The sequence below is a fragment of the Flavobacterium sp. GNP002 genome, assembly GCF_054343795.1.
On the sequence record NZ_JBTGUW010000001.1, the window covers coordinates 3,218,175 to 3,243,052 of the forward strand.

Below are 24,878 nucleotides of genomic sequence, written 5' to 3' on the forward strand. Positions count from 1 at the left end.
GTACTAAAAAAAAAACTATGAAAACAACAAAAAAATTAGGCATCTGGATGGATCATTCTATGGCTCATTTAATAGAATTTACCAATAAGCATTTTGAAATAGAAACCATTGAATCCGAACTTGACAATCAGGAAAAAATTGAAAGTTTAGCGAAATCTGAAAATTCAAATTTTAGTAAAGAGAAAAAACAACTTTTTGAATACTATAAAAAAATTGGAGAATCCATAAAAAATTACAAACGCGTAATTCTTTTTGGACCAACTGATGCAAAAATAGAACTCTTTGATCTCTTGAGCGAAGACACCCGTTTTTTAAAAATTAAATTCGAAATTAAAGACACTGATAAAATGGACGAAAATCAGCAACATAATTTTGTCAAAGAATACTTTTCAAGAGCATAATCAAAACTTTATACAATTATAAATCAACTTAAAAACTTTTAAAAATGAAAATAAGAACCATAGGAATCGTCATGATTGTTTTAGGAATAATTATGTTACTGTACACCAGTTTTAATTATGTAACAACAGAAAAAGTAGTGGATATAGGTCCAATTCAAATCAACAAGGAAGTTAATCATCCTATAAGTTGGTCTCCAATTATAGGAATTATACTTGCTGTTGGTGGTGTCGTTTTAATCGTGGCAAGCAATAAAAAAGAAGCTTAATTCTGATAATCAGAGTTTTAAATTATTGAATGTGTGAATAATGCAACATTATATAAAAGTTATATAACACATTTAGCTGCAATTATAAAGAATTTTGCAAAGCAGATTATCTTATATAAAGCCTCGTAAAATAGAAGCTAAGTTTAGTTATTCTTAAAGTATAATAAGATGAATAAAGAGAAATCAATTGTAGTACTAAATAATCTTATTGAAATCAATAATGATAGAATTCAAGTTTATGAAACTGCAGCAATAGTTACCGAAGAAAGTGATTTAAAAGATTTGTTTTGTGAGTTCCAACAAACAAGTAAAATTTTTAAATCAAAACTGGCAGAAGAAGTTCAAAAAATGGGTGGAATTCCTGTGGATATAATTAAAAAAAATAGCTTTTTTGTGAGACTTTGGATAAATCTCAAAGCAAGTCTTATTGATAAAGACCGAGAAGATATTTTGAATACCCTGGAATATAAAGAATTTGTAGCTATAAAAAGCTATAAAGAAACCTTGGCTGATAATTTTGATCATCTTACCGCTGAGCTTCTTATCATAGTTAAATCACAGCAAATTCTTTTAACTGCGCATCATGATAAGGTAAAAAAGTTAGGAGATTTAATGTTGTCTTAAAGCAAATATTTTTTTTCTAATTTCCTTTAAGTCAATACTTAATTCGCATCCATAAAAAACACAAAGACCAATGAATAGTATAATAGCCGCCAAAAAAGAAAGTATAATCAGCTATTTGAAAGAAACTTTTAATGACGTAGGCAAAATTACATTATTTGCATCGCGTTTTTTCAAAGAAGTAATTAGGCCTCCTTATGAAATCAAGGAATTCATAAAACAATGTTACGTTATTGGGTATAAATCTTTGCCACTAGTTACCATCACGGGATTTATAATGGGTTTAGTACTTACGCTACAATCAAGACCAACATTAGCCAAGTTTGGTGCAGAATCCTGGTTGCCTAGTATGGTTGCACTTTCATTAATACGGGAAATTGCCCCCGTAATTACCGCTTTGATTTGTGCTGGTAAAGTTTCATCCGGTATTGGTGCTGAATTAGGTTCTATGAAAGTGACAGAACAAATAGATGCAATGGAAGTTTCGGCAATAAACCCGTATAAATATCTAGTTGTTACAAGGATTTTAGCCACAACGCTTATGATTCCGCTTTTAGTGATTTATGCCGATGGTATTGGGATTATAGGAGGATATGTAGGTATAAATATTCATAGTGATGTTAATATGTATCGTTACCTCTCACAAGTTTTAGAATCCATTACTTTTTTAGATATTTTTCCGGCGACTATGAAAACTTTTTTCTTTGGTTTCTTTATTGGAATGATTGGCTGCTATAAAGGGTTTAATGCGGCTAATGGAACTGAAAGTGTTGGAAAAGCGGCTAACTCAGCCGTAGTTAGTGCTTCATTAACAATATTTATTATTGATATGCTTGCCGTACAAATAACTGATTTATTTTTCTAAAATGATACAAGAAATAACAACAACCACTCCTACTCCTATTTCTAAAACTAATGATCCAGTTATAGAAATAAAAGAACTTTATAAATCCTTCGGGAGTAATGAAGTGTTAAAAGGAGTTACTTTCTCTGTAAATAAAGGAGAAAATTTAGTGGTATTGGGAAAATCAGGTTCTGGAAAATCAATAACTATAAAATGTATAGTTGGTTTAGTAGTTGCTGACGAAGGTGAAATAAATGTATTTGGCACTGATATCACAAAAATAGATAACACTGAGCTTAATGAAATAAGAGTCCGCATAGGTTTTCTTTTTCAAAATGCAGCGTTGTATGATTCCATGAGTGTTCGAGAAAATCTAGGATTTACGCTGAAACGACATGCTAAAGATTTATCTGCTGAAGAATTAGAAAATCAAATAAAAGACGTTTTGGAAAGCGTAGGTTTAAGCGAAGCAATTGATAAAATGCCATCGGAATTATCAGGAGGAATGCGCAAAAGAATTGGACTTGCGAGAACTCTTATTCTCAAACCTGAAATAATATTATATGATGAACCTACCACTGGATTAGACACGATAACTTCAAGAGAAATCAGCGAATTGTTATTAGAAATCCAAAAAAAACATAAAACATCTTCGATTATTATTACCCATGATATGGCTTGTGCAAAACACACTGCTGATCGGCTTGTAATTCTAAAAGATGGTGTAATACATACCGAAGGAACTTACGAAGAACTAGAAAAAAGTGATGACGAATGGGTTCGTTCTTTTTTCCTATAACCAATAAAAAAATATAAAATGAATAAAGAATCTGGATATCAATGGAAATTAGGAATGTTTGTAATCATAGGGTTGGCACTTTTTGTTACAACAATATATTTTGTTGGAAAACAGAAAAATTTATTTGGATCTACATTTGAATTGAATTCAAAATTTAATTCGGTGAATGGACTAGAAGTAGGGAATAATGTTCGTTTTTCGGGTATTAACATAGGTACTGTCGAAGAAATTGAATTTCTTACGGATACTTCTGTGGTGATTAAATTAGTCATAAAAGAAGAAGTTCGTAAATACATCAAGAAAGATGCTATTGCAAGTATCAGTTCTGATGGTTTAATGGGAGATAAAGTCCTAGTAATATCGTCTGGGAAAAACTCTAAAGTAATTGTAGAAGACAATGATAATATTGCTTCAAAGCAAGCTATAGAAATGGAAGATTTAATGGTCAGCGTCAAAAAGAGTGTTGATAATGCAGGTGTAATTACAGCTCAACTTGCTCAGTTCAGTTATAGCATGAACAACGGAAATGGCGCTTTATCTAAATTAGTCTCTGATGAAGAATTTGGAAACAGTATAAAAAACATGGTTACAAATCTTGAAAACAGTTCAAATGAATTTAAAAAATTTACTGTCAAAATGAATGATGGTAAAGGAGCACTTTCAAAATTAGTGAGTGATGAAAAAATGGGTCGAATGATTGACTCTACTTTAACAAATGTAAAAACAGGAACTGAAGGACTTAATGAAGTTATAGAAGCTGCAAAGCATAATTTCCTGTTAAGAGGCTATTTTAACAAAAAGAAAAAAGCTGAAGAGAAAAAACTGGATGATCTGGAAAATCAAGAGGAAATAGAAATGAAAAAGGAATTAAATATAGGTGCAAAATTTGATACAATAAAATAGTCTTTTGAAATATAACCCTCAATAGTAATATCTCAAAATAGTTACCCTAAGGCACACTAAATTTATAAAATACTTATTTTTAAATACCTAAAAGTGAGAATCCTACAATTTTTTAATAAAGTCATGTAACATTTGATTTTAAAGCACGGAGTATCTTTACAAAACTATAAATATTTCGAACCTTTAAATGAAAATGAAAAAAATAAAATTTATTCTGTCTTTCATCATGCTTGGATTATTAATTTATTCTTGTAACAATGATGATACAAAAGCGAGTTACCCGTATGCAGTAAAATTGACTGATGCTCCCGGTCCTTATGATGAAGTGAATGTAGACATACAAGGTGTGGAAGTTATAGGAGATGACGGTAAAACTGTAGCACTTAATGTAGAAAAAGGTATTTATAACTTACTAGAATTTTCTAATGGTTTCGATACATTACTTGCAACTGATTCACTTGAAATTTCTTCAGTGAAACAAATAAGACTTATTCTAGGTGCTGATAATACAGTAGTTCTTAATGGTGTAAGTTATCCTTTGAGTACGCCAAGTGCGGAACAAAGCGGATTAAAACTTCAAGTTAACCAAACACTGCAAGAAGGAATATTATATACAGTCCTTTTAGATTTTGATGCCAATAAATCAGTGGTTAAATTAGGAAATGGCGAGTACCAATTGAAACCGGTCATTAGAACAATAGAAAAAGCTATTAGCGGTTCTATAAAAGGTAAAATTACTCCAATAGGAACAATGGCAGTAGTTGAAGCAACCTCATCAACAGCAGTAAGCTATACAAGTAATGTAAATGAAAATGGGGACTTCCTAGTAATGGGACTTCCTCCTGGAACGTACACTATTACCATAACTCCTGCTCTACCGTTATTGGCTGTAACAAAAAATAATGTCGTAGTTACAGCCGGTATAACAACTGATATAGGCACTTTTATTATATTATAAGATGATTGTATAAATGCTGCTTTATAATACAAAAGCAACATTATTAACAACCTAATACATTTAAAATCATTAAAAACATCATTACATAATGCGATGTTTTTAATGATATTATTTTTTACAATAAAATAAAGAGTGCCTAACCAAATAATCTTAAAATTTAATTCATCATGAAAACAGAAAAAGAACTTAATGACGCTATTCTTGGAATTACTATGAAAATTCGGAATTATTATCCCGAATTATCTAAATATTTGTCTGAGATGCCCGTAACTATTCCTGATATTTCAAATCCCGAAATAAATATTAAAACACTAACGGATTATTATGAATCACTAGAAAACATATTGAAAAAATACATTCCAAATCATAAGCACGATTCAAATCAATAAAACAGTTTATTGATATAATAATCAAATATGATATTATTGCACACTCCTTTTTCATTGATCTTTCTATAAAACCAGTGAATATAACAACTAATCATCAAAGTTATATAACTGATTTAGGCTTTAAACTCGTCAACTTTGTAAAGTGAAAATTATTTCGCATACGATACATACAAAAAAAATGAATTCAATAGAACTAACAGGAAATTGGGAAGAGCAAAAAGGAAAATTAAAAGAAAAATTTGCAGCTTTGACCGATAATGATTTACTTTTCACAGAAGGTAAAAAAGAAGAAATGATAGGAAAACTCCAAATTAAATTGGGTAAAACCAAAGAAGAAATTCTTAAAATTATTGAATCCATCTAATAATTTGTTTCAAATAAAACCTTGTTTGCCCCTATTATTACATTATTTACTTTAGTTAATACCGTTGCATAATTCAAACTAGCAGTACTAAATTCTTTTAGTTTGAATTATAAAATGGTTAAACAAAAATTTCTAATCACATCAAAAAATTTAATATTAAACTACATAAAATGAAAAAGACACTTTTTACCCTTGCAATTACAACCTTCATGGCTGGAACCGTTTTAACAGGATGTCAAAATTCTTCAAAAAAAGAAGAAGCTGCTAAAGATAATGTAGAGGATGCAAGAGAAAATCTTGATGATGCAAAAGAAGAATTATCAGATGCCCGAAAAATAGCAACTGAAAAAGAATGGAATGCATTCAAAGCAAGTACTAATTCAACAATTGCTGAAAATGAAATGAGAATAGCACAGATGAAAGCCAGTATAAAAAAAACCGGAAAATCAATCGATGAAGAATATGCTCAAAAAATTGACGCTTTAGAGCAAAAAAATAATGACATAAAAATTAAGATTGAAACGTATAAAAATGATTCCAAAAGTGATTGGGAATCTTTTAAACAGGAATACAATCGCGACATGGATGAACTTGGAGAGGCTTTGAAAAACCTGACGATAGACAACAAATAGTACATTAAAAAGACGAGTTTTTTATCTCGTCTTTTTTTTGGCTGATTCTTTTTTTATTTAAAAAATATCTGATAATAAATCATTTAAGGTGTGAATAATGTAAACTTAACAAAAAGTATTGTAACAAAGTTTGTCCATAAGATGCTGATATTTGTAGTATAATAATTCAATAACAAAAACAATTAAAATGAAAAATTCAAACAAAATATTTTTTGCTTCATTAGTATTAAGTTTCATGAGCTTTACCAGCGCACAAGCGCAAGAAAAAACCCCATCTTATGGTTTTAAAGGTGGACTAAACTTTTCTAATTTTTATACAGATAATGTAGACGACAGTAATATACTTACAGGTTTCAATGCTGGTTTATACGCTAAATTCCCAGTTACAAATAGTATTGCAATTCAGCCTGAAATTAATTACACAACAAAAGGTTCTGAGCAAATATACGATAACGGAGTAGTTCAAGGAACATCAAAATTCAATATCAATTATATTGAAGTACCTGTTTTATTAGTTGCTAATTTGACTGATAATTTTAATGTACATATAGGTCCATACGCAGCGTTTATGGTTAGTGGAAAAACAAAAAATGATTCGAATTTTGGATCCTCTGAAAGCGAATTAGACACTGATGATTTCAACAAAATTGATGCTGGAATATCTGGTGGTCTAGGACTCGATTTTGATGTAGTAAACTTTGGTGTTCGTTACAATTATGGTTTAACTAAAATAGGAAAAGACAATAGCTTTACTTCGTCAGACGCAAAAAATAGTGTTTTTAACGTATACGTAGGATTGAGATTAAACTAAAAAACAATAATTAATCATTAAAACCTAAAAATTATGAGCAATTTACTTTACACAATAGCAGTAATTTTAGTCCTTTTTTGGGCTATTGGATTCTTTGCATACAGCGCAGGATCAATTATTCATATACTTCTAGTTATTGCAGTTATTGCAGTTATATTTAGAATTATACAAGGAAGAAAAATCTAATGCTTTTACCTATTAATTAAAATATAAACAACAAACAAAATATAAATCACTAAAAACTAGAAATCATGGGCAATCTTCTTTACACAATCGCAGTAATTTTAGTCATTTTTTGGGCTATTGGGTTCTTTGCATTCAGCTTAGGATCAATTATACACGTACTTCTTGTTATTGCAGTAATTGCAATACTATTTAGACTAATACAAGGTAGAAGCATATAAATCAAATAATAAAACAATAAAATACATAATTATGAAAGCAGATAAAATAATATTAGGAGTTTTAGGAGGCGTAGCCGTTGGAGCATTATTAGGAGTATTGTTTGCACCCGAAAAAGGGGACAAAACAAGAAAAAAAATTATGGATAAGAGCAACGATTATGCTGATGAATTAAAAGACAAATTAGATACTTTATTGGGAACAATAAATAAAAAGTATGAGAAAATTTGGAGCGAGGGCGAAAATTTAATCGCTCAAGGAAAATCAAAATTTGATGATGCAAAACATGAAGGTGAAACGTTACTTTCTGAAGGGAAATCAAAATTTTACGATGCAAAAAACGAAATAAAAAACACAAGTATCTAATACGATATTTAGCTATTAAAATTTCAATACAAAGTACGTTTACAAATTATATCATGGAAAACAACGCAACAACAATAGAAATGCTTTTTGAAAGAGCAGAGGATTACACTAGAACAACAGTAGAATTGGCGAAGTTAAATGTAGTAGACAAAACTGCCGATGTCTTGTCTTCTTTACTCTCTCGATTAACAATTTCTATTGTTTTTGCAATGTTTGCTTTTTTGGTAAATATTGGCCTTTCCTTATGGATTGGTGAATTAGTTGGAAAAGTATATTATGGCTTTTTTATAGTATCGAGTTTCTATTTACTAATTACAATCATTCTTTACATATTTAAAGATGAATGGATTAAAATGCCAATCAGCAATTTTATTATTATTAAAATGCTAAAAAAAAGTTAGTATGGAAAAGATAAACCAAACAGAAATTCTTAAGGAAACTATCTTATTAATGAAAATGAAACAAGCTGACGAATTAGTACAACTAAAAGATCAGTATCATTATACCATTGAAAGTTTAAAACCTTTAAATCTTATAAAAAATGCTTTTGGCCTTATGGCAACCTCTCCAGAAATTAAAGGGAACATACTCAATAATATTGTTGGTATGACTACAGGGTACTTAACTAAAAAAGTATTGTTAGGATCAACTCACAATCCCATCAAGAGAATATTAGGAACGATGTTACAATTTGTAATCACTAATGTTGTAACAAAGCATTCCGAGGCTTCAAAATTATAACTACGCTTATACTTTTGTTTCGAATTGATTTATTCGAATACAATAATTACATAAATCAGATATAAACTATTTGTTTGTTCTTTCTTACATAAGCTCAAAAACAAAAGATCTAACTGGATCATTTATTGTATTTAGGATAATCTATTTTGAAAACTAATTTGAAAGAGCATGGAAAAAAGATTAAAAAAAGAAGCGCTAATATTAGTAAACAGAGATCTTACTTTTCAAAACTTAGAAAAGGAAAAACGTGCTGCTGAATTAATCATAGCCAATAAAGAGCTTGCGTTTCAAAATCAAGAAAAAGAAAAACGTGCCGCTGAATTGATTATTGCCAATAAAGAACTTATTTTTCAAAACTTAGAAAAAGAAAAACGTGCTGCTGAATTGATTATTGCCAATGAAGAACTTGCTTTTCAAAACTTAGAAAAAGAAAAACGTGCCGCTGAATTGATTATTGCCAATAAAGAACTTGTTTTTCAAAACTTAGAAAAAGAAAAACGTGCTGCTGAATTGATTATTGCTAATAAAGAACTTGCATTTCAAAATCAGGAAAAGGAAAAACGTGCTGCAGAATTGATTATTGCTAACAGAGAGCTTGCATTTCAAAATCAGGAAAAAGAAAAACGTGCTGCAGAATTGATTATTGCTAACAGAGAACTTCTTTTTCAGAACGACGAAAAAGAAAAGCGGTCAGCTGAATTAATCCTTGCGAATCAAGAACTTAAAAAAGCCGAAGAATACCAAATAGAATATATAAAAGGATTGGAGGAAATGATGTTTATAACTTCCCATAAAGTGAGACAACCCATTGCTAATATTTTAGGTTTATCTTATTTGCTACATCAACAATCTGTCAATTCACCCGATGAGTTAGAAGAATCTTTAGATTACATTAAACAATCTGCTTTGAGTCTTGATGCTTTTACAAAAGAACTTACTGAATTTATCTTTAATCTGGGTGAAAAAGGGAAAAATGCATTTAAATAAAAATTTCACAAAGTACTTTAATAATGCACAATCTAAAAATTGTGTAAATTCAAAACAACAGGGTTCAACTTTTCATTAAAGTTGGACCTTTTTTTTATGCTTTTTTATCGAATCCATGAAAGTATTTTTCTTCAAAATGTTTCTGCTACAATCTATTTGTAGTCATTTGTTTTAGCCATTTCTAAATTTAGAAAGATAAAAATTAAATAAACTGATACACATTCAACACCTGTAAAAATTACACATTACCGACTATAAATCAATCATTTAATGTTTTAAATGAGTGAATTTTACAATTTCATTTTTTAATTATATAACAACACCAGCCCACAATAAATCAATCTTTGTTGTACAAAATACTTAATCCCCTAAATCAATAATAATGAAAACTAAAAATTTACTAATAACGTTTGCAATACTTTTTATTGCATTAATTTCAGGCTGTGCAGAAGACGATTTTATAGAGACCGAAGGCGTATGCCCAGTTGTTCAATCTACCACTCCTGTTAATGGCGCTTTAGCCGTTCCTTTTAGACAAGTGATTTCTGCAACATTCAATGAAGAGATGGATGCAGCAACAATTAATACATCCACTTTTATCATCACTAAAGCTGATGGTACTACTATTACAGGTACAGTAACATACAGCGGAACTACAGCTTTGTTTACTCCTAGTGTACCTCTAACTCCTAATTCTACCTATAGTGCTAGAATTAAAACAGGAGCTAAGGATGTAATGGGTAATGCACTTCAAGCCGATTATGTTTGGACATTCAGTACTGGAATGCTTATAATTCCAATGGTGAGTAATACAGATCCGCTAAACAATGCCATAAACATTACTCTGAATAAAACAATCACTGCCACTTTTAGTGTACCAATGAATCCTTTGACATTAAATAGTTCAACTTTTACTGTAAAACAAGGAACAAATACGGTTGCAGGAGTAATTACTTATTCTGGTTCAACAGTATCTTTTACCCCAACAAATCTGTTAACTGCGAATACTGTTTATACCGTTACTATAACAACTGGAGCTGAAAGTACAGCGGATGCTTCGTTAGCTGCTAATTATGTATGGAATTTCACTACAGCAGCAGCACCTACAGTAACTGTAACAGACCCACTTAATAATGCTACAGGAGTTAATTTAAGTAAAACAGTTATTGCAACATTCAGTGTACCTATGGATCCTTTGACTATAAATGCAACTACTTTTACTTTGATACAGGGTACAACTGTAATTTCAGGTGTTGTTACTTACACTGGTGGAAATACAGCTTCGTTTAACCCGGTAAATTCACTTGATCCAGGACTTAGTTATACCGCTACCTTAACAACTGGCGCTAAAAGTACTTTAGGTATTCCATTAGCAAATAACTATGTGTGGAATTTCACTACAGCAAATACAGTTACACCAGGTCCTATAGTTACTAGCGGACTGTTTTTTGGAGTTTTTGGAGGTAATGCCGGAATAACAAACCAAGGATTATTATCTGTAGTAGATGGTACTATAGGTACTACCGCTGCGTCATCTTTAGTGACCGGTTTTACAGATGGAACCAATGGTGATGTTTATATCGTAACCCCATTAAATAACGGAGTTGTAACAGATGGTATCTTTACTGATGCTCCTGCACCCGGAAATACGACAAAATCAGCAACTGCATTAGCAGGATTGAATGCCGCAAGAGATCTTTATAATAGCATCTCCCCTGCCTCAATGCCAGGTGGTAATGTTAACCCTGGAGCAGGTGAATTAGGTGGATTAACATTAGCTCCTGGTGTATATACTGCATCTAGTTCTTTTAAAATAACCAATGGGAATCTTACCTTAAACGCTAATGGTGATCCAAATGCCAAATGGTACTTTCAGGCTCCTTCTACTTTAACAGTAGGTGATTCAGCGCCAAGTAGCGTTACATTTTTAAATGGCGTAGGTAATCCTAATAATGTATACTGGTATGTTGGTAGTACAGCAGTTATTAACTACGCAGGTGGTGGAGTTATGGTAGGAAACATTATTGCAAACAATGGTGTGACTTTGTCTTCTCCTGCCAATAGCACAAATCCTTTTTTAACAGTACTAAATGGTAGAGCGATTTCTCTAGTAGCTTCAGTTACCATGGTGAATACAGTTATTAACGTACCTAACTAGGTATTTGATAAAATAAATTTTAGAATCAAACTTTTCATCCCGTCTTAGGACGGGATATATTTAAAATGAATCAAATAAAAAATAACATGGACAATATAAATAATTTCAAAAAGGGATTACGCCTAGCTTGGTCTCCAATTAACTTACCAATCAAAAGTCTTTTAGTAGTCTCATTGACATGGTTAAGTGCTCAAACGACTGTTCAGGCACAAGAAGTTCAAGTGGTTAAATATGCTAAACCTTCCTGGTATTTCGGTGTTGCTGGTGGAGCCAATTTCAATTTTTACGAAGGTTCTACTAATCAGTTAAATGCAAGCTTTACTCCTCCCGCTACTTTTCATGAAGGAAATGGCACAGGGCTTTTTATTGCACCACTTTTAGAATATCGTCCTGCTACTTCAAGATGGGGAGTTATGTTGCAAGCCGGGTTTGATAGCCGTAAAGGTTCTTTTGACCAAGTGCTTACTGCATGTGACTGTCCAGCTGATTTAAAAACTGATCTTAGTTACATTACTGTAGAACCTAGCGTACGTTTTGCTCCATTTAAATCTAATTTTTACCTTTATGGAGGTCCAAGATTGGCTTTCAATTTGGACAAATCATTTACCTATCAATTAGGTATTAATCCAGCTTTCCCTGATCAAGCTCCTTCTCCTGCAGTAACGGGTGAATTTAGCGAGATTGAGAAAACTATTCTGTCAATGCAAATTGGTGCAGGATATGATATCCCGCTTTCTTCAGATAGCAACAAAACACAATTTGTATTGTCTCCTTTTGTTTCTTTCCAACCTTATTTTGGTCAAAATCCTCGTGCAACAGAAACTTGGAATATAACTACAATCAGAGCTGGAGTTGCACTTAAATTTGGTCAAGGACAAAATATCCAACAGGCTACAGATATGGTTAAAGACCGTGAGGTTGAGTTCTCCGTAAATTCTCCTAGCAATGTTCCCGGAGAAAGACGAATGACTGAAATTTTCCCACTTAGAAACTATGTTTTCTTTAATGAAGGATCAACAGAGATTCCAAATCGTTATGTTTTATTGACAACAAATCAAGTAAAAGACTTTAAAGAAGATCAATTAGAAACATTTGCTCCTAAAAATTTATCAGATCGTTCTAAACGTCAAATGACTGTTTATTATAATGTGCTGAACATCCTAGGAGATCGTATGCAAAAAAATCCTTCTTCAACAATTACTTTGGTAGGTTCATCAAATAATGACAATACAGATGGTCTTGCTATGGCCGAATCTGTTAAAACCTATTTGGTAAATGTATTTGCAATAAATCCAATTAGAATTACCACTAAAGGTCAAAGTAAACCAAATATCCCATCAGAACAACCAGGTGGAACATTAGAATTAGTTTTACTACGTGAAGGAGATCGTAGAGTTTCTATCGAAAGTAATTCTGCTGATTTGTTGATGGAATTTCAAAGTGGTCCTGATGCACCATTGAAACCAGTTCAAATTATAGCTTCACAAGAAGCACCTTTGGAAAGTTATGTTACTTTCAATAATAAAGGAGCTGGTGAAGCATTATCATCTTGGTCATTACAAATAACTGACGAGCAAGGAAAAATACAGTCTTTTGGACCTTATACTCAAGATGAGGTTAGCATTCCTGAAAAAGCAATTTTAGGTAGCCGTCCAGAAGGAGATTACAAAGTAAAAATGATTGGCCAAACTAAAAGTGGTAAAATTATAGAAAAGGAAACTCCTGTTCACGTGACGCTTTGGACTCCTGCAAAAATGGAAGAAGGTATGAGATATAGTATCATCTATGAATTTAATAACTCTAAAGCAATTTCATTGTATGAAAAATATCTTACTGAGGTAGTTACCCCTAAAATTCCTGTAGGAGCAACCGTAATTATTAAAGGTCATACAGATATTATTGGTGAAGAAGTTTACAATCAAGACTTATCATTGGCTCGTGCAAATGATGTGAAAACTATCCTTCAGAGCAGTTTAGCTAAAGCGGGTAGAAATGATGTTAAATTTGATGTGTCAGGTTATGGTGAAAATGAAAATAATTCTCCGTTTGATAACAAAACTCCCGAAGAACGTTTTTACAATCGTACCGTAATAATTGATATTATTCCTGCGGTTAAATAAGCCATAATAACAGAATACCATTTAATAAATTATAAAAGAGGATAGAAAACTTAACAGTCTATCCTCTTTTTTTTGCCTAAAAATGAGAAAACATATCTGAATGTAATTTAATGATAATCAATCTTTAATTATTTTTAATGTTCTCATATTAAGAGTAATACTTATCAGTTTTTCTATATTCCTTTTTTAAAACCTGAATTTTAACAAAAAAATTATTATTTTTACTATTCACTTTATGCAAATATGAACGCAAACGAAAAAACCCTCATTAAGTTCTATACCGCTTTTGCCAATGCCGATGCTTCAACAATGTGTGAATGCTATCATTCTAAAATTGAGTTTCGCGATCCTGCTTTTGGTTTGTTAAAAGAAAAAGATGTTTGCCAAATGTGGAAAATGCTCATTGAAAAAAGCAAAGGAAATATAAAAATTGAGTTCTCAGATATAAAAGCAGATGAATACGTTGGTTCCGCACAATGGATTGCTACCTATAACTTCAGTAAAACAAATAGAAAAGTAGTAAATGTTATTCAGGCTCAGTTTCAGTTTAAAGATGGATTAATAAAAAAACACACCGATGATTTCGACATCTGGAAATGGTCTAAACAAGCTTTTGGAATTACAGGACATCTATTAGGCTGGACCGGTTTTTTTCAACAAAAAATACAGCAACAAGCACTACTATCATTAAAAAAATACAAAGAAACTAAAAATGCTAATTGAAAGCTTAAAGACACTATTCAACCGAGATTTAAATCAGCTAAAAACGGAAATTGAGTCGTACCAAAATGAAAGTGATATTTGGACTATCCAAAAAGGTATCGCTAATTCAGCCGGAAATCTTTGTTTGCATTTAATTGGAAACTTAAACACTTACATTGGTGCACAGTATGGAAAAACTGGATATATAAGAAACAGACCATTAGAATTTTCGCTGAAAGATATTCCAAGAGTAGAATTGTTATCAAAAATCGAAGAAACTATTGTTGTCGTTGACAATGCGCTTAATACCATCTCAGAAGTTGAACTAAAAAAAGAATATCCACTTTTAGTTTTTAAAGACAAAACTTCAACCGAGTTTATGCTCATCCATTTGACCACTCACCTAACCTATCATTTAGGTCAGATTAATTACCACAGGCGATCATTAGGATCTTAAAACATTGTAATAACAAGCAATTTAGTACCTTATTGCACGTTTTAAATTTATACTTTCATCGCAAATAAAAGTAAAGAAGAGTAAGAAATAACGGTTATAATACAAATTTGTATGTTAGAATCTTCTAAAACACCGGTTCCTTTTCATTCCAGTAAGAGATTTTCTGTTTTAGAAATTCTTCAGTTTACTGTATTAGCCTCTTTGATTCTATACTTTGGAAAAACACTATTTATTCCGCTAAGTTTTTCGCTACTCATTGGTTTTATTCTATATCCTGTTTGCAAATGGATGGAAACAAAAGGAATCAATAAAGGAATTGCTATTGTTATTTGTATTTTAGGAGTGACACTTTTGGTCGGAGGCATTATCTACTTACTAGTAGCGCAATTTTCAGAATTCCTTCAAGAATGGCAATCTTTGCGATTGAAATTAGCCGAAACAGTAAATCAATTGAGTGTTTTTATTTCGGAACGCTTTGACATTAGTCTTGAAAAACAAAATGATTTCATCAACAATACACTCAACAACTCCGGTTCACAAGCTTTTTCAATACTTAGAAACACCGCTTATTCTCTGTCTGAATCTGTCTTTTTTTTATTAATGATTCCTGTTTTCTCGGCATTAATACTTTTCCATCGCCAGATGTTATCGAATGCTTTATATGAACTTTTTCCTCCTGCAAGAAAAAATACGATTCATGAAATCCTTATTGAAACCATTCATGAATATTACAATTTCATCAAAGGAATGTTGGTAGTTTATTTAATAGTTGGATTATTGAACAGCGTTGGGCTTTGGATAATTGGAGTGCCAAATCCCTTTCTATTTGGTTTTATTGCCTCAATCCTCACTTTTATTCCTTATGTAGGCATCATGATATCATCGCTGTTGCCCATTGCAATTTCCTGGATAACATACAATTCTATTTGGTATCCATTAGCCGTTATAGCAGTTTTTTCTATTGTTCAAGTACTCGAAGCATATATTATATTTCCTTTTGCAGTAGGAAGCCGCTTGAAAATAAACACACTCGTCATCATTATTGTAGTAATCGTGGGAGGCATTTTATGGGGTGCTGCAGGAATGATTCTGTTTATTCCGTTCATCAGTATCGTAAAGTTAATTGCGGACCGTACACCAAGCTTAAAGACGTTATCCGTTTTACTAGGAGATGGCGAACAAAAGAAAACTAGGTAATAATCTATTGTAAAAAGGCAAAATCAAACGTCCAATCCAGCTCTTTTTTGTACCATAATTGTCCTTGTGAAACTTCCAGCGGACAGTCAAAATTATTGGTATAAAGAGCTCCGGTTCCTAATCCCTGAGGCATCAAATTGTGTTGTAAAAATGTCCATTGCGCGATGGCATTCAATCCAATATTACTCTCCAAAGCTGAGGTAATCCACCACCCGATTTTATACTTTTCAGCCAATGAAATCCACTCTTGTGTACCTCGAAAACCACCTACAAAACTTGGCTTCAAAATGATGTATTGCGGCTTGATTTTCTCTAATAATTGTTCTTTTTCTGCCAAAGTAAACACACCAATCAACTCTTCATCCAAAGCAATAGGAAAAGGAGTGGTTTTACACAGCTCTGCCATCCTGTCAGTATGATTTTTTTGTATCGGTTGCTCTATGCTATGTAGTTTAAATTCAGATAATTGAGTTAATTTATTTAAAGCTTCATTTTTACTAAAAGCACCATTAGCATCTACTCGAATTTCGACTTGTTTCGGAGTGAAATGTTCTCGAATAAAGCGTAATAATTGCAGTTCTTTATCGAAATCAATAGCTCCTATTTTGAGTTTGATACATGTAAAACCATCTGCTAATTTTTCTTCGATTTGTTGCTTCATAAAAGCTTCCTCACCCATCCAAACTAAACCGTTTATCAAGATAGACTTTGTGCCATTTGTAAAGTCCGAAGGAAACAACAAAAAAGGAGTTTCACTCACTAAAGATTGAAACGCCATTTCCACTCCAAATTGTATCGAAGGAAACTCTAATAATACCTCCCAAAGTTGGTCTTTTCCCAAGTTAATATTGTCGCAAGTCCATTGCAATTTTTCTTCATAATCTGGTCGGTCATCAATACTCAATCCGCGAAGGATTCCGCATTCTCCTATTCCTTTTTTACCGTCCTGTTCCAAGACGATAAACCAAGTTTCTTTTTCAGTCATAACGCCACGGGAAGTCCCTGATGGTCGTTTGAAATCTAGAATGTATTTGTGGTAGATTGCTTTCAAAAGTTATAAAGTATGAGTTATTTTAAGCTTATGTCTGACGAAATTTTATAAAAACTAGATCTATCTGTCCATCAACTTCAAAACTCTTTCAAAGTCATTGGAAACTATTCCCGCTTTTTTGAAAGCTGCAAAATCTTGTTTTATTTTTCGAGTCCAACTTAAACTATCTGTTACGTTTTGAGACTGATATTCCTTGTAAATGGCTTTTGCTGACGAATAATTATCATTCAATAAATAGGCATGCGCCAAATTTAGCTTTATCAGCAACTCCGTATCATCAAGCTTCTCGCCTTCTTTCAGGAATTTAATCGCTTTACCGTATTGCTTCGTCAACACATAACTACTTCCTATTGCGTTGTAATCCAAGGCAGTTGCTTTTCCATCATTGATTATCGTTGTCAGTTTCTGAATAGCTTCGCCTTGCTTTCCTTGTTTTGCTAATGTAGCGGCTTGCATGCGCAAATCATCATACACACTTTTAGAAAGACTGCTTTCGCCAAAACAACTGTTTCCAAAATCCTTGAACGCTTTAGCACGCTCTACAGTCAATAATTTTTGAAATTCCTTAAAGTTGTACTTGGATTGGATTTTATCGAGGATACAAACGCAAAAATCATCTGAATTCGTCATTTTTTGTGCCAAATTAGATGTTTTACATTGATCAATAATTGCTTTTCTGTTTTCAACAGTCCAGCCACGACTGAGTTTATTATCAACCCATGGCACGACTTCCAGAATGATTTTTTGGTTCATAATCCAGTTCTTACTTTCGAAACCAAACCATAAATTCCCTGAATTGGATTGCATACAAGCCGATTTCTCCGAAGAAAGTCGCTTGGCATCCTTGCTAACTGGCGTATTTTGCACCAAACAAGCATCATCTGTTTTTCCGTTTTCTTTGTATTTTGAGGCTAAGTCAGCGCTAGAGAACACAGCATATTTACATTTATCATCTCCTGAAATTTTAGACAAAATAAAAACTGCTCCTGCTGAACCTTGACTGATTCCTGTAGGGTCTGGAATAGCTTTTAAAACTGAAACTAAACTGCCTGCCATTTGCTGATTTTTATCCAAAAGCGTTATTCTGTAAACGACTTCGGTGGTACCTTCAGGGAAATCTTGGGTTTTTATGATGATTCTGTCTCTAGCGGAAACCGTTATTTCTTCGGTTGTAGCGCGGGTTTTATCCCAATAGCCGTCTTTTTGAGCAGAGCCTGCTTGAAATGCGAGTGCAGTTAGGAGTAGAAAAATTCCTTTTATACTATTCATGTTTTTGATTAAAATGATTTTTTAGCCCTGATAGAAACGGTATCCTTTACTTGCTTTCTTTAAGCAAGTAAAGATACAAGTGAATAGCAGGAGATTGCTCCAAATAAAAACTACAACTCTATAGAACTTCCTATTTCAAGCAACATCAAATCTTTTCCTTTATTGAAGAATTTACGAATGGATTCCTCGTGGTCGATTTCGATATACCCGAAAGTATCGTAATGGTAGCCCAGAATTTTATCGCAATCCAAGAAATCAGAAGCTATGATTGCATCCTCTACATCCATAGTGAAATTATCGCCTATCGGCAAAATCGCCAAGTCCAGCTTGGTACGCATCGGAATGAGTTTCATATCCATAGAAAGCGCCGTATCACCAGCGATGTACACGTTTTTATGTTCTCCCTCGATGACAAAACCACCCGGATTTCCTCCGTAACTGCCGTCAGGAAAAGAACTGGAATGAATCGCATTTACATATTTTAGTTTCCCAAAATCAAAATTCCAACTTCCTCCGTGATTCATAGGATGCGATTGAAAGCCTTTTGCGCCATAATAGCCTGCAATTTCAGCATTGGAAACAATTACAGCATTCGTCCTTTTAGCAATTGCCTCAACATCAAGAATATGATCTCCGTGAGCATGCGTAAGCAAAATATAATCTGCTTTTAAGGTGTCAATATCAATGTGCGCTGCATTTGGATTAGCAGAAATATACGGATCTATAATGATGTGTTTGCCACCAACTTCGATTCCTAATGATGCGTGGCCGTAAAATGTTATTTTCATTTTTTTTAATTTAAAATTGAATGGTTCCCTACTTCATTATTAATTTATCTCCCGCCTAAAAAAGTATTCACAATGATATCCGAAAAAAAGTAAATCATACCTAACGATAGTAAAACTGAAAGTGCAAAAGTACTCAATGCCAGTTTTTTTAATTCAGGATCTAATTCCTTAGCGTTTTGATTTTTATAAACGGTAATTAAATGTTTAGTTAAAGGGATATAGGCCAATAAAAACAAGTATTGATCAAAATGAAATTCGTCAATAATTGCAAAAATCAACACCAAAACCATCGCCGTAACAATCAAAATGTAATGGTATATTTTAGCTTTAGCTCCGCCAATTTTTACAACAATCGTGTTTTTATTTGATTTTCTATCGGATGCTTCATCACGCATATTGTTCAAATTCAAAACACCAACACTCAATAATCCGATGGCTATTGCAGGCAAAACCAATTCGAAATCCAATTGTTTGGAGTATAAAAAATTCACACCTAAAGTACTCACCAATCCAAAAAACACAAAGACAAATACATCGCCAAATCCACGGTAACCATACGCGGTATTCCCAACCGTGTAGCGAATCGCAGATACAATGGAAAGAATTCCTAATACTAAATAAAATAAGGAATACCATAAATTTGTATCTCTAAACGCATAATAAATCAACAACATCGCGGAAAGCAACGTCATGGCTGATGTAATTATAATAGCGCGTTTCATGGCTTGCGGAGTAATCACGCCGCTTTGTATCGCGCGTTTTGGACCTACACGATCCTCATTATCCGTTCCTTTCATGCCGTCACCGTAATCATTAGCAAAATTAGACAGTATTTGCAATCCTAATGTTGTTAATATAGCAAATCCAAATAATCGCCAATTAAAGACCTCGGTTGGCGTTAATATACTATCTGTTGGGTGCGCCAAAGCATACATACTCCCAACTATTATTCCAGAAACCGATAAGGGTAAGGTTCGTAATCGTGCGGCTTCAATCCAATGTTTCATATTTTTTTTATTTAAAAATTTGCAGTTTAAAACTTAAGATTTGTTGAGCAAACAACTTTAAACCTTACACTTTAAACCATTTTGTTACATCCAATTACTATCGGAAATTTCTATTTCGTACAACCAAAGATTGACTTGTTGTTTTACTATTGAATAATTTGCTAACTGAAAAGCAATATTTCCTCCTGCAGTATGCAATGTTACGGAACCAATATCCAACTTTTTATGCCAGAAAAGCTGTGACGTTGTAATCGCTTGTATTTTACTGGGCACAATAATATCATTACTGATATCCCAAGCACCACTTTGTTTTATTATAAAATTCTCGTGGATAAACAATCGGTTATTTTTGAATTTAAAATACTGGATTAATCCAATAAAAATGACGTAAATGGGCACCACATAATTATATTCAAAAAGTATAGGTTCAATCCAATACCCAACCGCCATAAATCCAAACAAAGGTAATCCTATTGAAAGAAAAACAGAAAAAATAAGTTTACGAAAATTAGACTGCAGCATCAATCCTTTTTCAGGAATTTGATGAAATAACAACTTCAAAATCGCATCTCGTTCAGTCTCGCTACATCCCGGAATTTCTATTACGGACTTGCTTTCTTCTTTTTCACCGCTAGTTGCTTGTTTGATTTTCAGCTCCAGAATCCCCATTTTCTTTTGGAAATAATTCCTTTTAACGGTCGTAATCTGAACTTTTTCAGGCTTGATAATGGTGCTTTTCGTATTTAACAACCCAAAAGACAAAAGCAAAGATCCTTTTTGTCGGGTTATATTGTAATCATAGTATTTGAAAACAGTACGAATTACATTCACAACCAAAACCACTATAAACAACAACACTATCGATGTTAAAATAGTTTGCAGCACTAAGTTTTTATCGATGTACGATCCTACTTTTTCTTTATAAACATTACTTTCATCTCCAAAATTTTGAAAATTCTCATATATCGTACTAAAGAAAATCACTATTAAAGCTATACTTCTTCCATAATTGGACGTGATTCCAACTTTCAACAAACTCAAAAAACTGATTTTAATAAAAGGATGTGCGGCTTCAAATAGTTTTTGCTCGGTTTCCTCCAATGAAGTTGTTTCAGTTCCAATTGTAGTCTTTAGTTCTTCATTTTCCAACAAACGGGATTTCAACTCCAAAGCCAATTCATGTGAAATCGCTTTGATAGCGCCTTCTTTTTTATTGCTTCCGGCAGTATCTACATCCAATTCATAAACCCCAACTAACTTTTGAATAAAAGACTGATTGATATTTACTTGTTGAATTTTACGCAGTTGAATTGCAGTTTTGGTTTTATTAAAAACGCCTTCTGTAATGATAAATTCTTCATTTTCGGCATCCAGAAAGAAAGTAAAATTCAGGTATTTCAAATAGGATACAACCCCAATACTTACAAAAATGGTAAGCATTCCAAGGAAAAAATACAATTTATTAACCTCGTCAAACTTGAAAATCCAAATCACAATCATAGGCCACAACGCTCTGGCGTATTGCTGAAGCGTGTAAAAAAACATTACCAAAATCCCTATTGAAGATTGCCTCTGTGGCTGACTAAAATCGGCTCTCATTACAATTGCTTTTGTATTTTGCCCATCAACAATTGTTTGATATTTTCAGCTTGTTCTTTTTCGATTCCCGGAATTTCAATATCACTGGAACTTCCGCCGGCTGTAAAAATTTCAATTTTGGCAAGACCAAAATAACGTGAAATTAATCCTTCATGCAATGCCACATGTTGCACTCTATTATAAGGAATTACAATCGTATTTGTAGCAATAATTCCGTACCTGAAAAGCACATCGTGTTCTCGGAAAGCAAATCCTTTTTTCTGGAATCCAATAATAGAAAATACTACCAACAAAATCGAAAATACAGGAATAACAGCACCTATAATCAACCAGACTCTTCCTGAAAAAATTTCAGGTTTAAACATTGAAAGCAATATTGGAACAAGAATAAATATGCCAATACACAACCCCAGATTAATCAATACCACCCTAATATATTTAGGATGCAAATTAGTAAAAGTGACTTTCTCAAATTTTGGAAGTTGGCGCGTATCAATTGTTTCGTTTGTGAAATTCTCCATTTTTTATTTTGTTTCATGTTTAAAGTTTAACGTTTCAGTTTCTAAACTTGAAACCTAAAACTTGAAACTTTTTATGGCAACCATTTTTTTTCAAAATTCGGCTTTCTTTTCTCAAGGAATGCGTTTCTTCCTTCTTTAGCTTCTTCGGTCATATACGCAAGTCTTGTGGCTTCCCCCGCAAAAACCTGTTGTCCCACCATTCCGTCATCCGTAAGATTCATCGCAAATTTTAGCATTTTAATCGCCATTGGAGATTTTTGCAAAATTTCCTGAGCCCATTCGTATGCTGTATCTTCTAGTTCAGCATGTGGAATCACAGCATTTACCATTCCCATATCCATAGCGTCCTGAGCAGAATAATTGCGTCCCAAGAAGAAAATCTCGCGTGCTTTTTTCTGTCCCACCATTTTAGCCAAATAAGCAGAACCGTATCCACCGTCAAAACTCGTTACATCGGCATCGGTTTGTTTGAAAATAGCGTGTTCTTTACTAGCCAAAGTCAAATCGCACACTACATGCAAACTGTGCCCTCCACCTACAGCCCATCCTGGAACTACAGCGATAACTACTTTTGGCATGAATCGGATTAAACGTTGCACTTCTAAAATGTTCAAACGATGTTGTCCATCATCACCTACATAACCTTGATGCCCGCGTGCGTTTTGATCGCCACCGCTACAAAAAGAATATACACCATCTTTAGACGAAGGTCCTTCAGCAGAAAGTAATACTACTCCTATTGACGTATCTTCCTGCGCATCGTAAAAGGCATTATACAATTCAGCAGTCGTTTTAGGACGGAAAGCATTACGCACATCCGGTCTGTTAAAAGCAATTCTGGCAACGCCATTGCATTTTTTATAAGTAATATCTTCGTATTCTTTAGCAGTGATCCAATCCATTACAATTGATTTAAATTATTTTAGTGTAAAAATAAATCATTTTTTACATTTTATCTATTCTATTTAGACAAGCTTATGGTAATCTTTCTCTGATTAAAGGCTTTAAAACGTTAAAAAATACTAAAAAATCAGCATTTTAACAGTTGCCAATTCAATTTATTTTTAATTTTATAATAAGCTAATCAGATGAATACAAATTCTTTATCTTGATTAATTATTGATTCTTCACTGATTTATTAACCTAAAAAAAGAATGTATTGAATGCAATTAAAAATGTTGTCGCTCCTTTTTCTACGGTAATAAATTATAAAAATATTTTCAAAGCCCTGATAAACGAGCTAATGATACTAGCATTTGCCCCAGCAGTAAAAAATAAAAAGTAACACCTACGGTTAAATCAAAGATTTATTTTTCTTGTCCTTGCAAAAGTGAGACATTAATAAACAATTGTTTTAGAAAATTATCTTCCAATATATAGAAAACCAACGGCCTTATTGTGAAATTTTTTCTTAACTCGTAAGCAAGTGATTGTAGATTTAAAGACAAACTATTCTTTAAAGTAATTTACGCTTAAGTTAATATTTTTAAAATAGTATAGAGCATACTATTGTGCATATAGGTGGATAAATATACTTTAAACTTCAAATTTATTTTAGTGCTACAGAATTTAATATTCTAAAACAGCATTAAAAAGAGAAAGACTAACCGTTACGATTAGTCTTTCTTTTTTTTATTCCTTAACCAAGTAAATTCCGTCTTCCTTGATTTCTATTAATTTCTCTCGGTATAAAGCTCCTATCGCTTTCTTAAAGGTTTTCTTACTCATTTTCAAAACCGTTTTAATGTCCTCCGGATGTGAATTATCAGTCAAACGCAAGAAACCTCTGCTGGCTCTTAACTCATCCAGAATTTTTTCTGCATTTGGCTCGATACTTTGATATCCTTGAACTTGCAATGCCACATCAATCTTATTATCCGGACGAATTGTCTTGATATACCCTCGCATGCGGTCTCCCGTGCGAATCGCATCATCATACACTTCATCTTTGTACATCAAACCTTTGTACTTTTCGTTGATGATAACGTTAATTCCTAATTCAGTGATATGAGAAACAATTAAATCTACTTCTTCCCCTTTTTCAACCGTTAGGTGATCATTTTTTAAAAACTGATTCAATTTACTGGAAGCCACCAAACGATTGGTTTTCTCGTCCATATAAAGGTACACCAAGTAGCGTTTCCCTTTTTCCATAGGACGCGCCTGCTCTTTAAACGGAACCAAAATATCCTTTTCCATTCCCCAATCCATAAAAGCACCAATTTGATTGGTATAATTCACACGCAAAAGTGCAAATTCATTCAATAATATATAAGGCTCTAATGTTGTGGCAACGGGTCTTTCTTCGTGGTCTAGATACACAAAAACAATCAACTCCTCGCCTATTTCAAATTCGTTTGGTACGTATTTGTTAGGCAACAGAATGTCATGTATTCCTTCAGGATCTTGTTCTGGATTTCCGAGAAACAAACCCACTTTGGTATCGCGTAGTATGGTAAGCGTATTGTATTTTCCTATTTCAATCATTTTCTTTCAATTTCTAAAGCGCAAAGGTACGAAGTTTG

30 protein-coding genes are annotated in these 24,878 nt (G+C 32.8%); 22 read left to right on the forward strand and 8 right to left on the reverse strand.

Annotated features, from left to right (window positions below):
* Window positions 1–17 precede the first annotated feature (17 nt).
* The 22 genes from ACXX80_RS13900 to ACXX80_RS14005 all read left to right on the forward strand — a co-directional run bounded on the left by ACXX80_RS13900 (window position 18) and on the right by ACXX80_RS14005 (window position 16,118).
* Complete coding sequence (locus tag ACXX80_RS13900; RefSeq protein ID WP_458553708.1) at window positions 18–401, forward strand: hypothetical protein; 384 nt, start codon at window positions 18–20, stop codon at window positions 399–401.
* 44 nt (window positions 402–445) lie between these two features.
* Entirely contained in the window at window positions 446–667 is a 222-nt protein-coding gene (locus tag ACXX80_RS13905) for a YidH family protein (protein WP_417991907.1), read from the forward strand.
* Between the two features lie 168 nt (window positions 668–835).
* Window positions 836–1,291 (forward strand): PA2169 family four-helix-bundle protein, encoded by a 456-nt coding sequence (locus ACXX80_RS13910; RefSeq protein ID WP_458553710.1) that lies wholly within the window; start codon window positions 836–838, stop codon window positions 1,289–1,291.
* A 103-nt stretch (window positions 1,292–1,394) separates the two neighbouring features.
* Window positions 1,395–2,153: an MlaE family ABC transporter permease gene (locus tag ACXX80_RS13915; RefSeq protein WP_417991992.1), complete on the forward strand. Its 759-nt coding sequence runs from the start codon at window positions 1,395–1,397 to the stop codon at window positions 2,151–2,153.
* Window position 2,154: 1 nt separating this feature from the next.
* Window positions 2,155–2,931, forward strand: coding sequence for an ABC transporter ATP-binding protein (locus tag ACXX80_RS13920; RefSeq protein WP_417991908.1), 777 nt, complete (start codon window positions 2,155–2,157; stop codon window positions 2,929–2,931).
* Window positions 2,932–2,949: 18 nt separating this feature from the next.
* Window positions 2,950–3,834 carry an MlaD family protein gene (locus tag ACXX80_RS13925; protein WP_315207611.1) on the forward strand — a complete coding sequence of 295 codons (885 nt, stop codon included), beginning with the start codon at window positions 2,950–2,952 and terminating at the stop codon, window positions 3,832–3,834.
* Between the two features lie 193 nt (window positions 3,835–4,027).
* On the forward strand, window positions 4,028–4,792 hold the full coding sequence (locus tag ACXX80_RS13930) for a DUF4382 domain-containing protein (RefSeq protein WP_458553712.1): 765 nt from the start codon (window positions 4,028–4,030) through the stop codon (window positions 4,790–4,792).
* Between the two features lie 167 nt (window positions 4,793–4,959).
* Entirely contained in the window at window positions 4,960–5,181 is a 222-nt protein-coding gene (locus ACXX80_RS13935) for a hypothetical protein (protein ID WP_458553714.1), read from the forward strand.
* Window positions 5,182–5,359: 178 nt separating this feature from the next.
* Complete coding sequence (locus ACXX80_RS13940; protein WP_458553715.1) at window positions 5,360–5,545, forward strand: CsbD family protein; 186 nt, start codon at window positions 5,360–5,362, stop codon at window positions 5,543–5,545.
* A 170-nt stretch (window positions 5,546–5,715) separates the two neighbouring features.
* Window positions 5,716–6,177 (forward strand): sll1863 family stress response protein, encoded by a 462-nt coding sequence (locus ACXX80_RS13945; RefSeq protein ID WP_458553717.1) that lies wholly within the window; start codon window positions 5,716–5,718, stop codon window positions 6,175–6,177.
* A 187-nt stretch (window positions 6,178–6,364) separates the two neighbouring features.
* Window positions 6,365–6,988: a porin family protein gene (locus tag ACXX80_RS13950; protein ID WP_458553719.1), complete on the forward strand. Its 624-nt coding sequence runs from the start codon at window positions 6,365–6,367 to the stop codon at window positions 6,986–6,988.
* Between the two features lie 33 nt (window positions 6,989–7,021).
* A complete protein-coding gene (locus tag ACXX80_RS13955) occupies window positions 7,022–7,174 on the forward strand; it encodes a lmo0937 family membrane protein (protein ID WP_315207626.1) in 153 nt (50 codons plus the stop codon).
* Between the two features lie 65 nt (window positions 7,175–7,239).
* Window positions 7,240–7,392, forward strand: coding sequence for a lmo0937 family membrane protein (locus tag ACXX80_RS13960; RefSeq protein ID WP_315207628.1), 153 nt, complete (start codon window positions 7,240–7,242; stop codon window positions 7,390–7,392).
* Window positions 7,393–7,423: 31 nt separating this feature from the next.
* The gene (locus tag ACXX80_RS13965) at window positions 7,424–7,756 is read left to right on the forward strand and encodes a YtxH domain-containing protein (protein WP_282728456.1); all 333 of its coding nucleotides are present in this window, start codon (window positions 7,424–7,426) and stop codon (window positions 7,754–7,756) included.
* 53 nt (window positions 7,757–7,809) lie between these two features.
* A complete protein-coding gene (locus tag ACXX80_RS13970; RefSeq protein ID WP_458553721.1) occupies window positions 7,810–8,157 on the forward strand; it encodes a hypothetical protein in 348 nt (115 codons plus the stop codon).
* A gap of 1 nt (window position 8,158) precedes the next feature.
* Window positions 8,159–8,497 (forward strand): hypothetical protein, encoded by a 339-nt coding sequence (locus ACXX80_RS13975; RefSeq protein ID WP_458553723.1) that lies wholly within the window; start codon window positions 8,159–8,161, stop codon window positions 8,495–8,497.
* Window positions 8,498–8,665: 168 nt separating this feature from the next.
* On the forward strand, window positions 8,666–9,484 hold the full coding sequence (locus ACXX80_RS13980; protein ID WP_458553724.1) for a diguanylate cyclase: 819 nt from the start codon (window positions 8,666–8,668) through the stop codon (window positions 9,482–9,484).
* 382 nt (window positions 9,485–9,866) lie between these two features.
* Entirely contained in the window at window positions 9,867–11,642 is a 1,776-nt protein-coding gene (locus ACXX80_RS13985; RefSeq protein WP_458553726.1) for an Ig-like domain-containing protein, read from the forward strand.
* Between the two features lie 65 nt (window positions 11,643–11,707).
* The gene (locus ACXX80_RS13990) at window positions 11,708–13,762 is read left to right on the forward strand and encodes an OmpA family protein (RefSeq protein WP_458553727.1); all 2,055 of its coding nucleotides are present in this window, start codon (window positions 11,708–11,710) and stop codon (window positions 13,760–13,762) included.
* 243 nt (window positions 13,763–14,005) lie between these two features.
* The gene (locus tag ACXX80_RS13995) at window positions 14,006–14,485 is read left to right on the forward strand and encodes a nuclear transport factor 2 family protein (protein ID WP_417991914.1); all 480 of its coding nucleotides are present in this window, start codon (window positions 14,006–14,008) and stop codon (window positions 14,483–14,485) included.
* Window positions 14,475–14,921: a DUF1572 family protein gene (locus ACXX80_RS14000; RefSeq protein ID WP_458553728.1), complete on the forward strand. Its 447-nt coding sequence runs from the start codon at window positions 14,475–14,477 to the stop codon at window positions 14,919–14,921. The genes ACXX80_RS13995 and ACXX80_RS14000 overlap by 11 nt, the downstream gene beginning before the upstream one ends.
* 111 nt (window positions 14,922–15,032) lie before the next feature.
* The gene (locus ACXX80_RS14005) at window positions 15,033–16,118 is read left to right on the forward strand and encodes an AI-2E family transporter (RefSeq protein ID WP_458553729.1); all 1,086 of its coding nucleotides are present in this window, start codon (window positions 15,033–15,035) and stop codon (window positions 16,116–16,118) included.
* 4 nt (window positions 16,119–16,122) lie between these two features.
* Here ACXX80_RS14005 and ACXX80_RS14010 read toward each other — a convergent pair whose 3' ends face one another.
* The 8 genes from ACXX80_RS14010 to ACXX80_RS14045 form a co-directional block, all read right to left on the reverse strand.
* Window positions 16,123–17,169 (reverse strand): o-succinylbenzoate synthase, encoded by a 1,047-nt coding sequence (locus ACXX80_RS14010; RefSeq protein WP_458553730.1) that lies wholly within the window; start codon window positions 17,167–17,169, stop codon window positions 16,123–16,125.
* Window positions 17,170–17,229: 60 nt separating this feature from the next.
* Window positions 17,230–18,438: a tetratricopeptide repeat protein gene (locus ACXX80_RS14015; RefSeq protein ID WP_458553732.1), complete on the reverse strand. Its 1,209-nt coding sequence runs from the start codon at window positions 18,436–18,438 to the stop codon at window positions 17,230–17,232.
* 110 nt (window positions 18,439–18,548) lie between these two features.
* Window positions 18,549–19,226, reverse strand: a complete 678-nt coding sequence (locus ACXX80_RS14020) for a metal-dependent hydrolase (protein ID WP_458553733.1) — start codon at window positions 19,224–19,226, stop codon at window positions 18,549–18,551.
* Window positions 19,227–19,270: 44 nt separating this feature from the next.
* Window positions 19,271–20,233, reverse strand: a complete 963-nt coding sequence (gene menA, locus ACXX80_RS14025) for a 1,4-dihydroxy-2-naphthoate octaprenyltransferase (RefSeq protein WP_458553734.1) — start codon at window positions 20,231–20,233, stop codon at window positions 19,271–19,273.
* An 84-nt stretch (window positions 20,234–20,317) separates the two neighbouring features.
* Window positions 20,318–21,832, reverse strand: a complete 1,515-nt coding sequence (locus ACXX80_RS14030) for a PH domain-containing protein (RefSeq protein WP_458553735.1) — start codon at window positions 21,830–21,832, stop codon at window positions 20,318–20,320.
* The gene (locus ACXX80_RS14035; protein WP_458553736.1) at window positions 21,832–22,353 is read right to left on the reverse strand and encodes a PH domain-containing protein; all 522 of its coding nucleotides are present in this window, start codon (window positions 22,351–22,353) and stop codon (window positions 21,832–21,834) included. The genes ACXX80_RS14030 and ACXX80_RS14035 overlap by 1 nt, the downstream gene beginning before the upstream one ends.
* 71 nt (window positions 22,354–22,424) lie before the next feature.
* Entirely contained in the window at window positions 22,425–23,255 is an 831-nt protein-coding gene (locus ACXX80_RS14040; protein WP_091170323.1) for a 1,4-dihydroxy-2-naphthoyl-CoA synthase, read from the reverse strand.
* 730 nt (window positions 23,256–23,985) lie between these two features.
* Window positions 23,986–24,840, reverse strand: a complete 855-nt coding sequence (locus ACXX80_RS14045; RefSeq protein WP_091170327.1) for a CvfB family protein — start codon at window positions 24,838–24,840, stop codon at window positions 23,986–23,988.
* Window positions 24,841–24,878: the final 38 nt, after the last annotated feature.

What these genes read in the sequence shown, in the direction of transcription:
- ACXX80_RS13965 (WP_282728456.1), top strand. Translation starts at nt 7,424, where the DNA reads ATGAAAGCAGATAAAATAATATTAGGAGTTTTAGGAGGCGTAGCCGTT.
- ACXX80_RS13935 (WP_458553714.1), top strand. Translation starts at nt 4,960, where the DNA reads ATGAAAACAGAAAAAGAACTTAATGACGCTATTCTTGGAATTACTATG.
- ACXX80_RS14015 (WP_458553732.1), bottom strand. Translation starts at nt 18,438, where the DNA reads ATGAATAGTATAAAAGGAATTTTTCTACTCCTAACTGCACTCGCATTT.
- ACXX80_RS13980 (WP_458553724.1), top strand. Translation starts at nt 8,666, where the DNA reads ATGGAAAAAAGATTAAAAAAAGAAGCGCTAATATTAGTAAACAGAGAT.
- ACXX80_RS13970 (WP_458553721.1), top strand. Translation starts at nt 7,810, where the DNA reads ATGGAAAACAACGCAACAACAATAGAAATGCTTTTTGAAAGAGCAGAG.
- ACXX80_RS13930 (WP_458553712.1), top strand. Translation starts at nt 4,028, where the DNA reads ATGAAAAAAATAAAATTTATTCTGTCTTTCATCATGCTTGGATTATTA.
- ACXX80_RS13955 (WP_315207626.1), top strand. Translation starts at nt 7,022, where the DNA reads ATGAGCAATTTACTTTACACAATAGCAGTAATTTTAGTCCTTTTTTGG.
- ACXX80_RS13990 (WP_458553727.1), top strand. Translation starts at nt 11,708, where the DNA reads ATGAATCAAATAAAAAATAACATGGACAATATAAATAATTTCAAAAAG.
- ACXX80_RS13950 (WP_458553719.1), top strand. Translation starts at nt 6,365, where the DNA reads ATGAAAAATTCAAACAAAATATTTTTTGCTTCATTAGTATTAAGTTTC.
- ACXX80_RS14035 (WP_458553736.1), bottom strand. Translation starts at nt 22,353, where the DNA reads ATGGAGAATTTCACAAACGAAACAATTGATACGCGCCAACTTCCAAAA.
- ACXX80_RS13940 (WP_458553715.1), top strand. Translation starts at nt 5,360, where the DNA reads ATGAATTCAATAGAACTAACAGGAAATTGGGAAGAGCAAAAAGGAAAA.
- ACXX80_RS14030 (WP_458553735.1), bottom strand. Translation starts at nt 21,832, where the DNA reads ATGAGAGCCGATTTTAGTCAGCCACAGAGGCAATCTTCAATAGGGATT.
- ACXX80_RS13975 (WP_458553723.1), top strand. Translation starts at nt 8,159, where the DNA reads ATGGAAAAGATAAACCAAACAGAAATTCTTAAGGAAACTATCTTATTA.
- ACXX80_RS13905 (WP_417991907.1), top strand. Translation starts at nt 446, where the DNA reads ATGAAAATAAGAACCATAGGAATCGTCATGATTGTTTTAGGAATAATT.
- ACXX80_RS13900 (WP_458553708.1), top strand. Translation starts at nt 18, where the DNA reads ATGAAAACAACAAAAAAATTAGGCATCTGGATGGATCATTCTATGGCT.
- ACXX80_RS13995 (WP_417991914.1), top strand. Translation starts at nt 14,006, where the DNA reads ATGAACGCAAACGAAAAAACCCTCATTAAGTTCTATACCGCTTTTGCC.
- ACXX80_RS13920 (WP_417991908.1), top strand. Translation starts at nt 2,155, where the DNA reads ATGATACAAGAAATAACAACAACCACTCCTACTCCTATTTCTAAAACT.
- ACXX80_RS14005 (WP_458553729.1), top strand. Translation starts at nt 15,033, where the DNA reads ATGTTAGAATCTTCTAAAACACCGGTTCCTTTTCATTCCAGTAAGAGA.
- menA (WP_458553734.1), bottom strand. Translation starts at nt 20,233, where the DNA reads ATGAAACATTGGATTGAAGCCGCACGATTACGAACCTTACCCTTATCG.
- ACXX80_RS13925 (WP_315207611.1), top strand. Translation starts at nt 2,950, where the DNA reads ATGAATAAAGAATCTGGATATCAATGGAAATTAGGAATGTTTGTAATC.
- ACXX80_RS14020 (WP_458553733.1), bottom strand. Translation starts at nt 19,226, where the DNA reads ATGAAAATAACATTTTACGGCCACGCATCATTAGGAATCGAAGTTGGT.
- ACXX80_RS13960 (WP_315207628.1), top strand. Translation starts at nt 7,240, where the DNA reads ATGGGCAATCTTCTTTACACAATCGCAGTAATTTTAGTCATTTTTTGG.
- ACXX80_RS13945 (WP_458553717.1), top strand. Translation starts at nt 5,716, where the DNA reads ATGAAAAAGACACTTTTTACCCTTGCAATTACAACCTTCATGGCTGGA.
- ACXX80_RS14000 (WP_458553728.1), top strand. Translation starts at nt 14,475, where the DNA reads ATGCTAATTGAAAGCTTAAAGACACTATTCAACCGAGATTTAAATCAG.
- ACXX80_RS14040 (WP_091170323.1), bottom strand. Translation starts at nt 23,255, where the DNA reads ATGGATTGGATCACTGCTAAAGAATACGAAGATATTACTTATAAAAAA.
- ACXX80_RS13910 (WP_458553710.1), top strand. Translation starts at nt 836, where the DNA reads ATGAATAAAGAGAAATCAATTGTAGTACTAAATAATCTTATTGAAATC.
- ACXX80_RS14045 (WP_091170327.1), bottom strand. Translation starts at nt 24,840, where the DNA reads ATGATTGAAATAGGAAAATACAATACGCTTACCATACTACGCGATACC.
- ACXX80_RS13985 (WP_458553726.1), top strand. Translation starts at nt 9,867, where the DNA reads ATGAAAACTAAAAATTTACTAATAACGTTTGCAATACTTTTTATTGCA.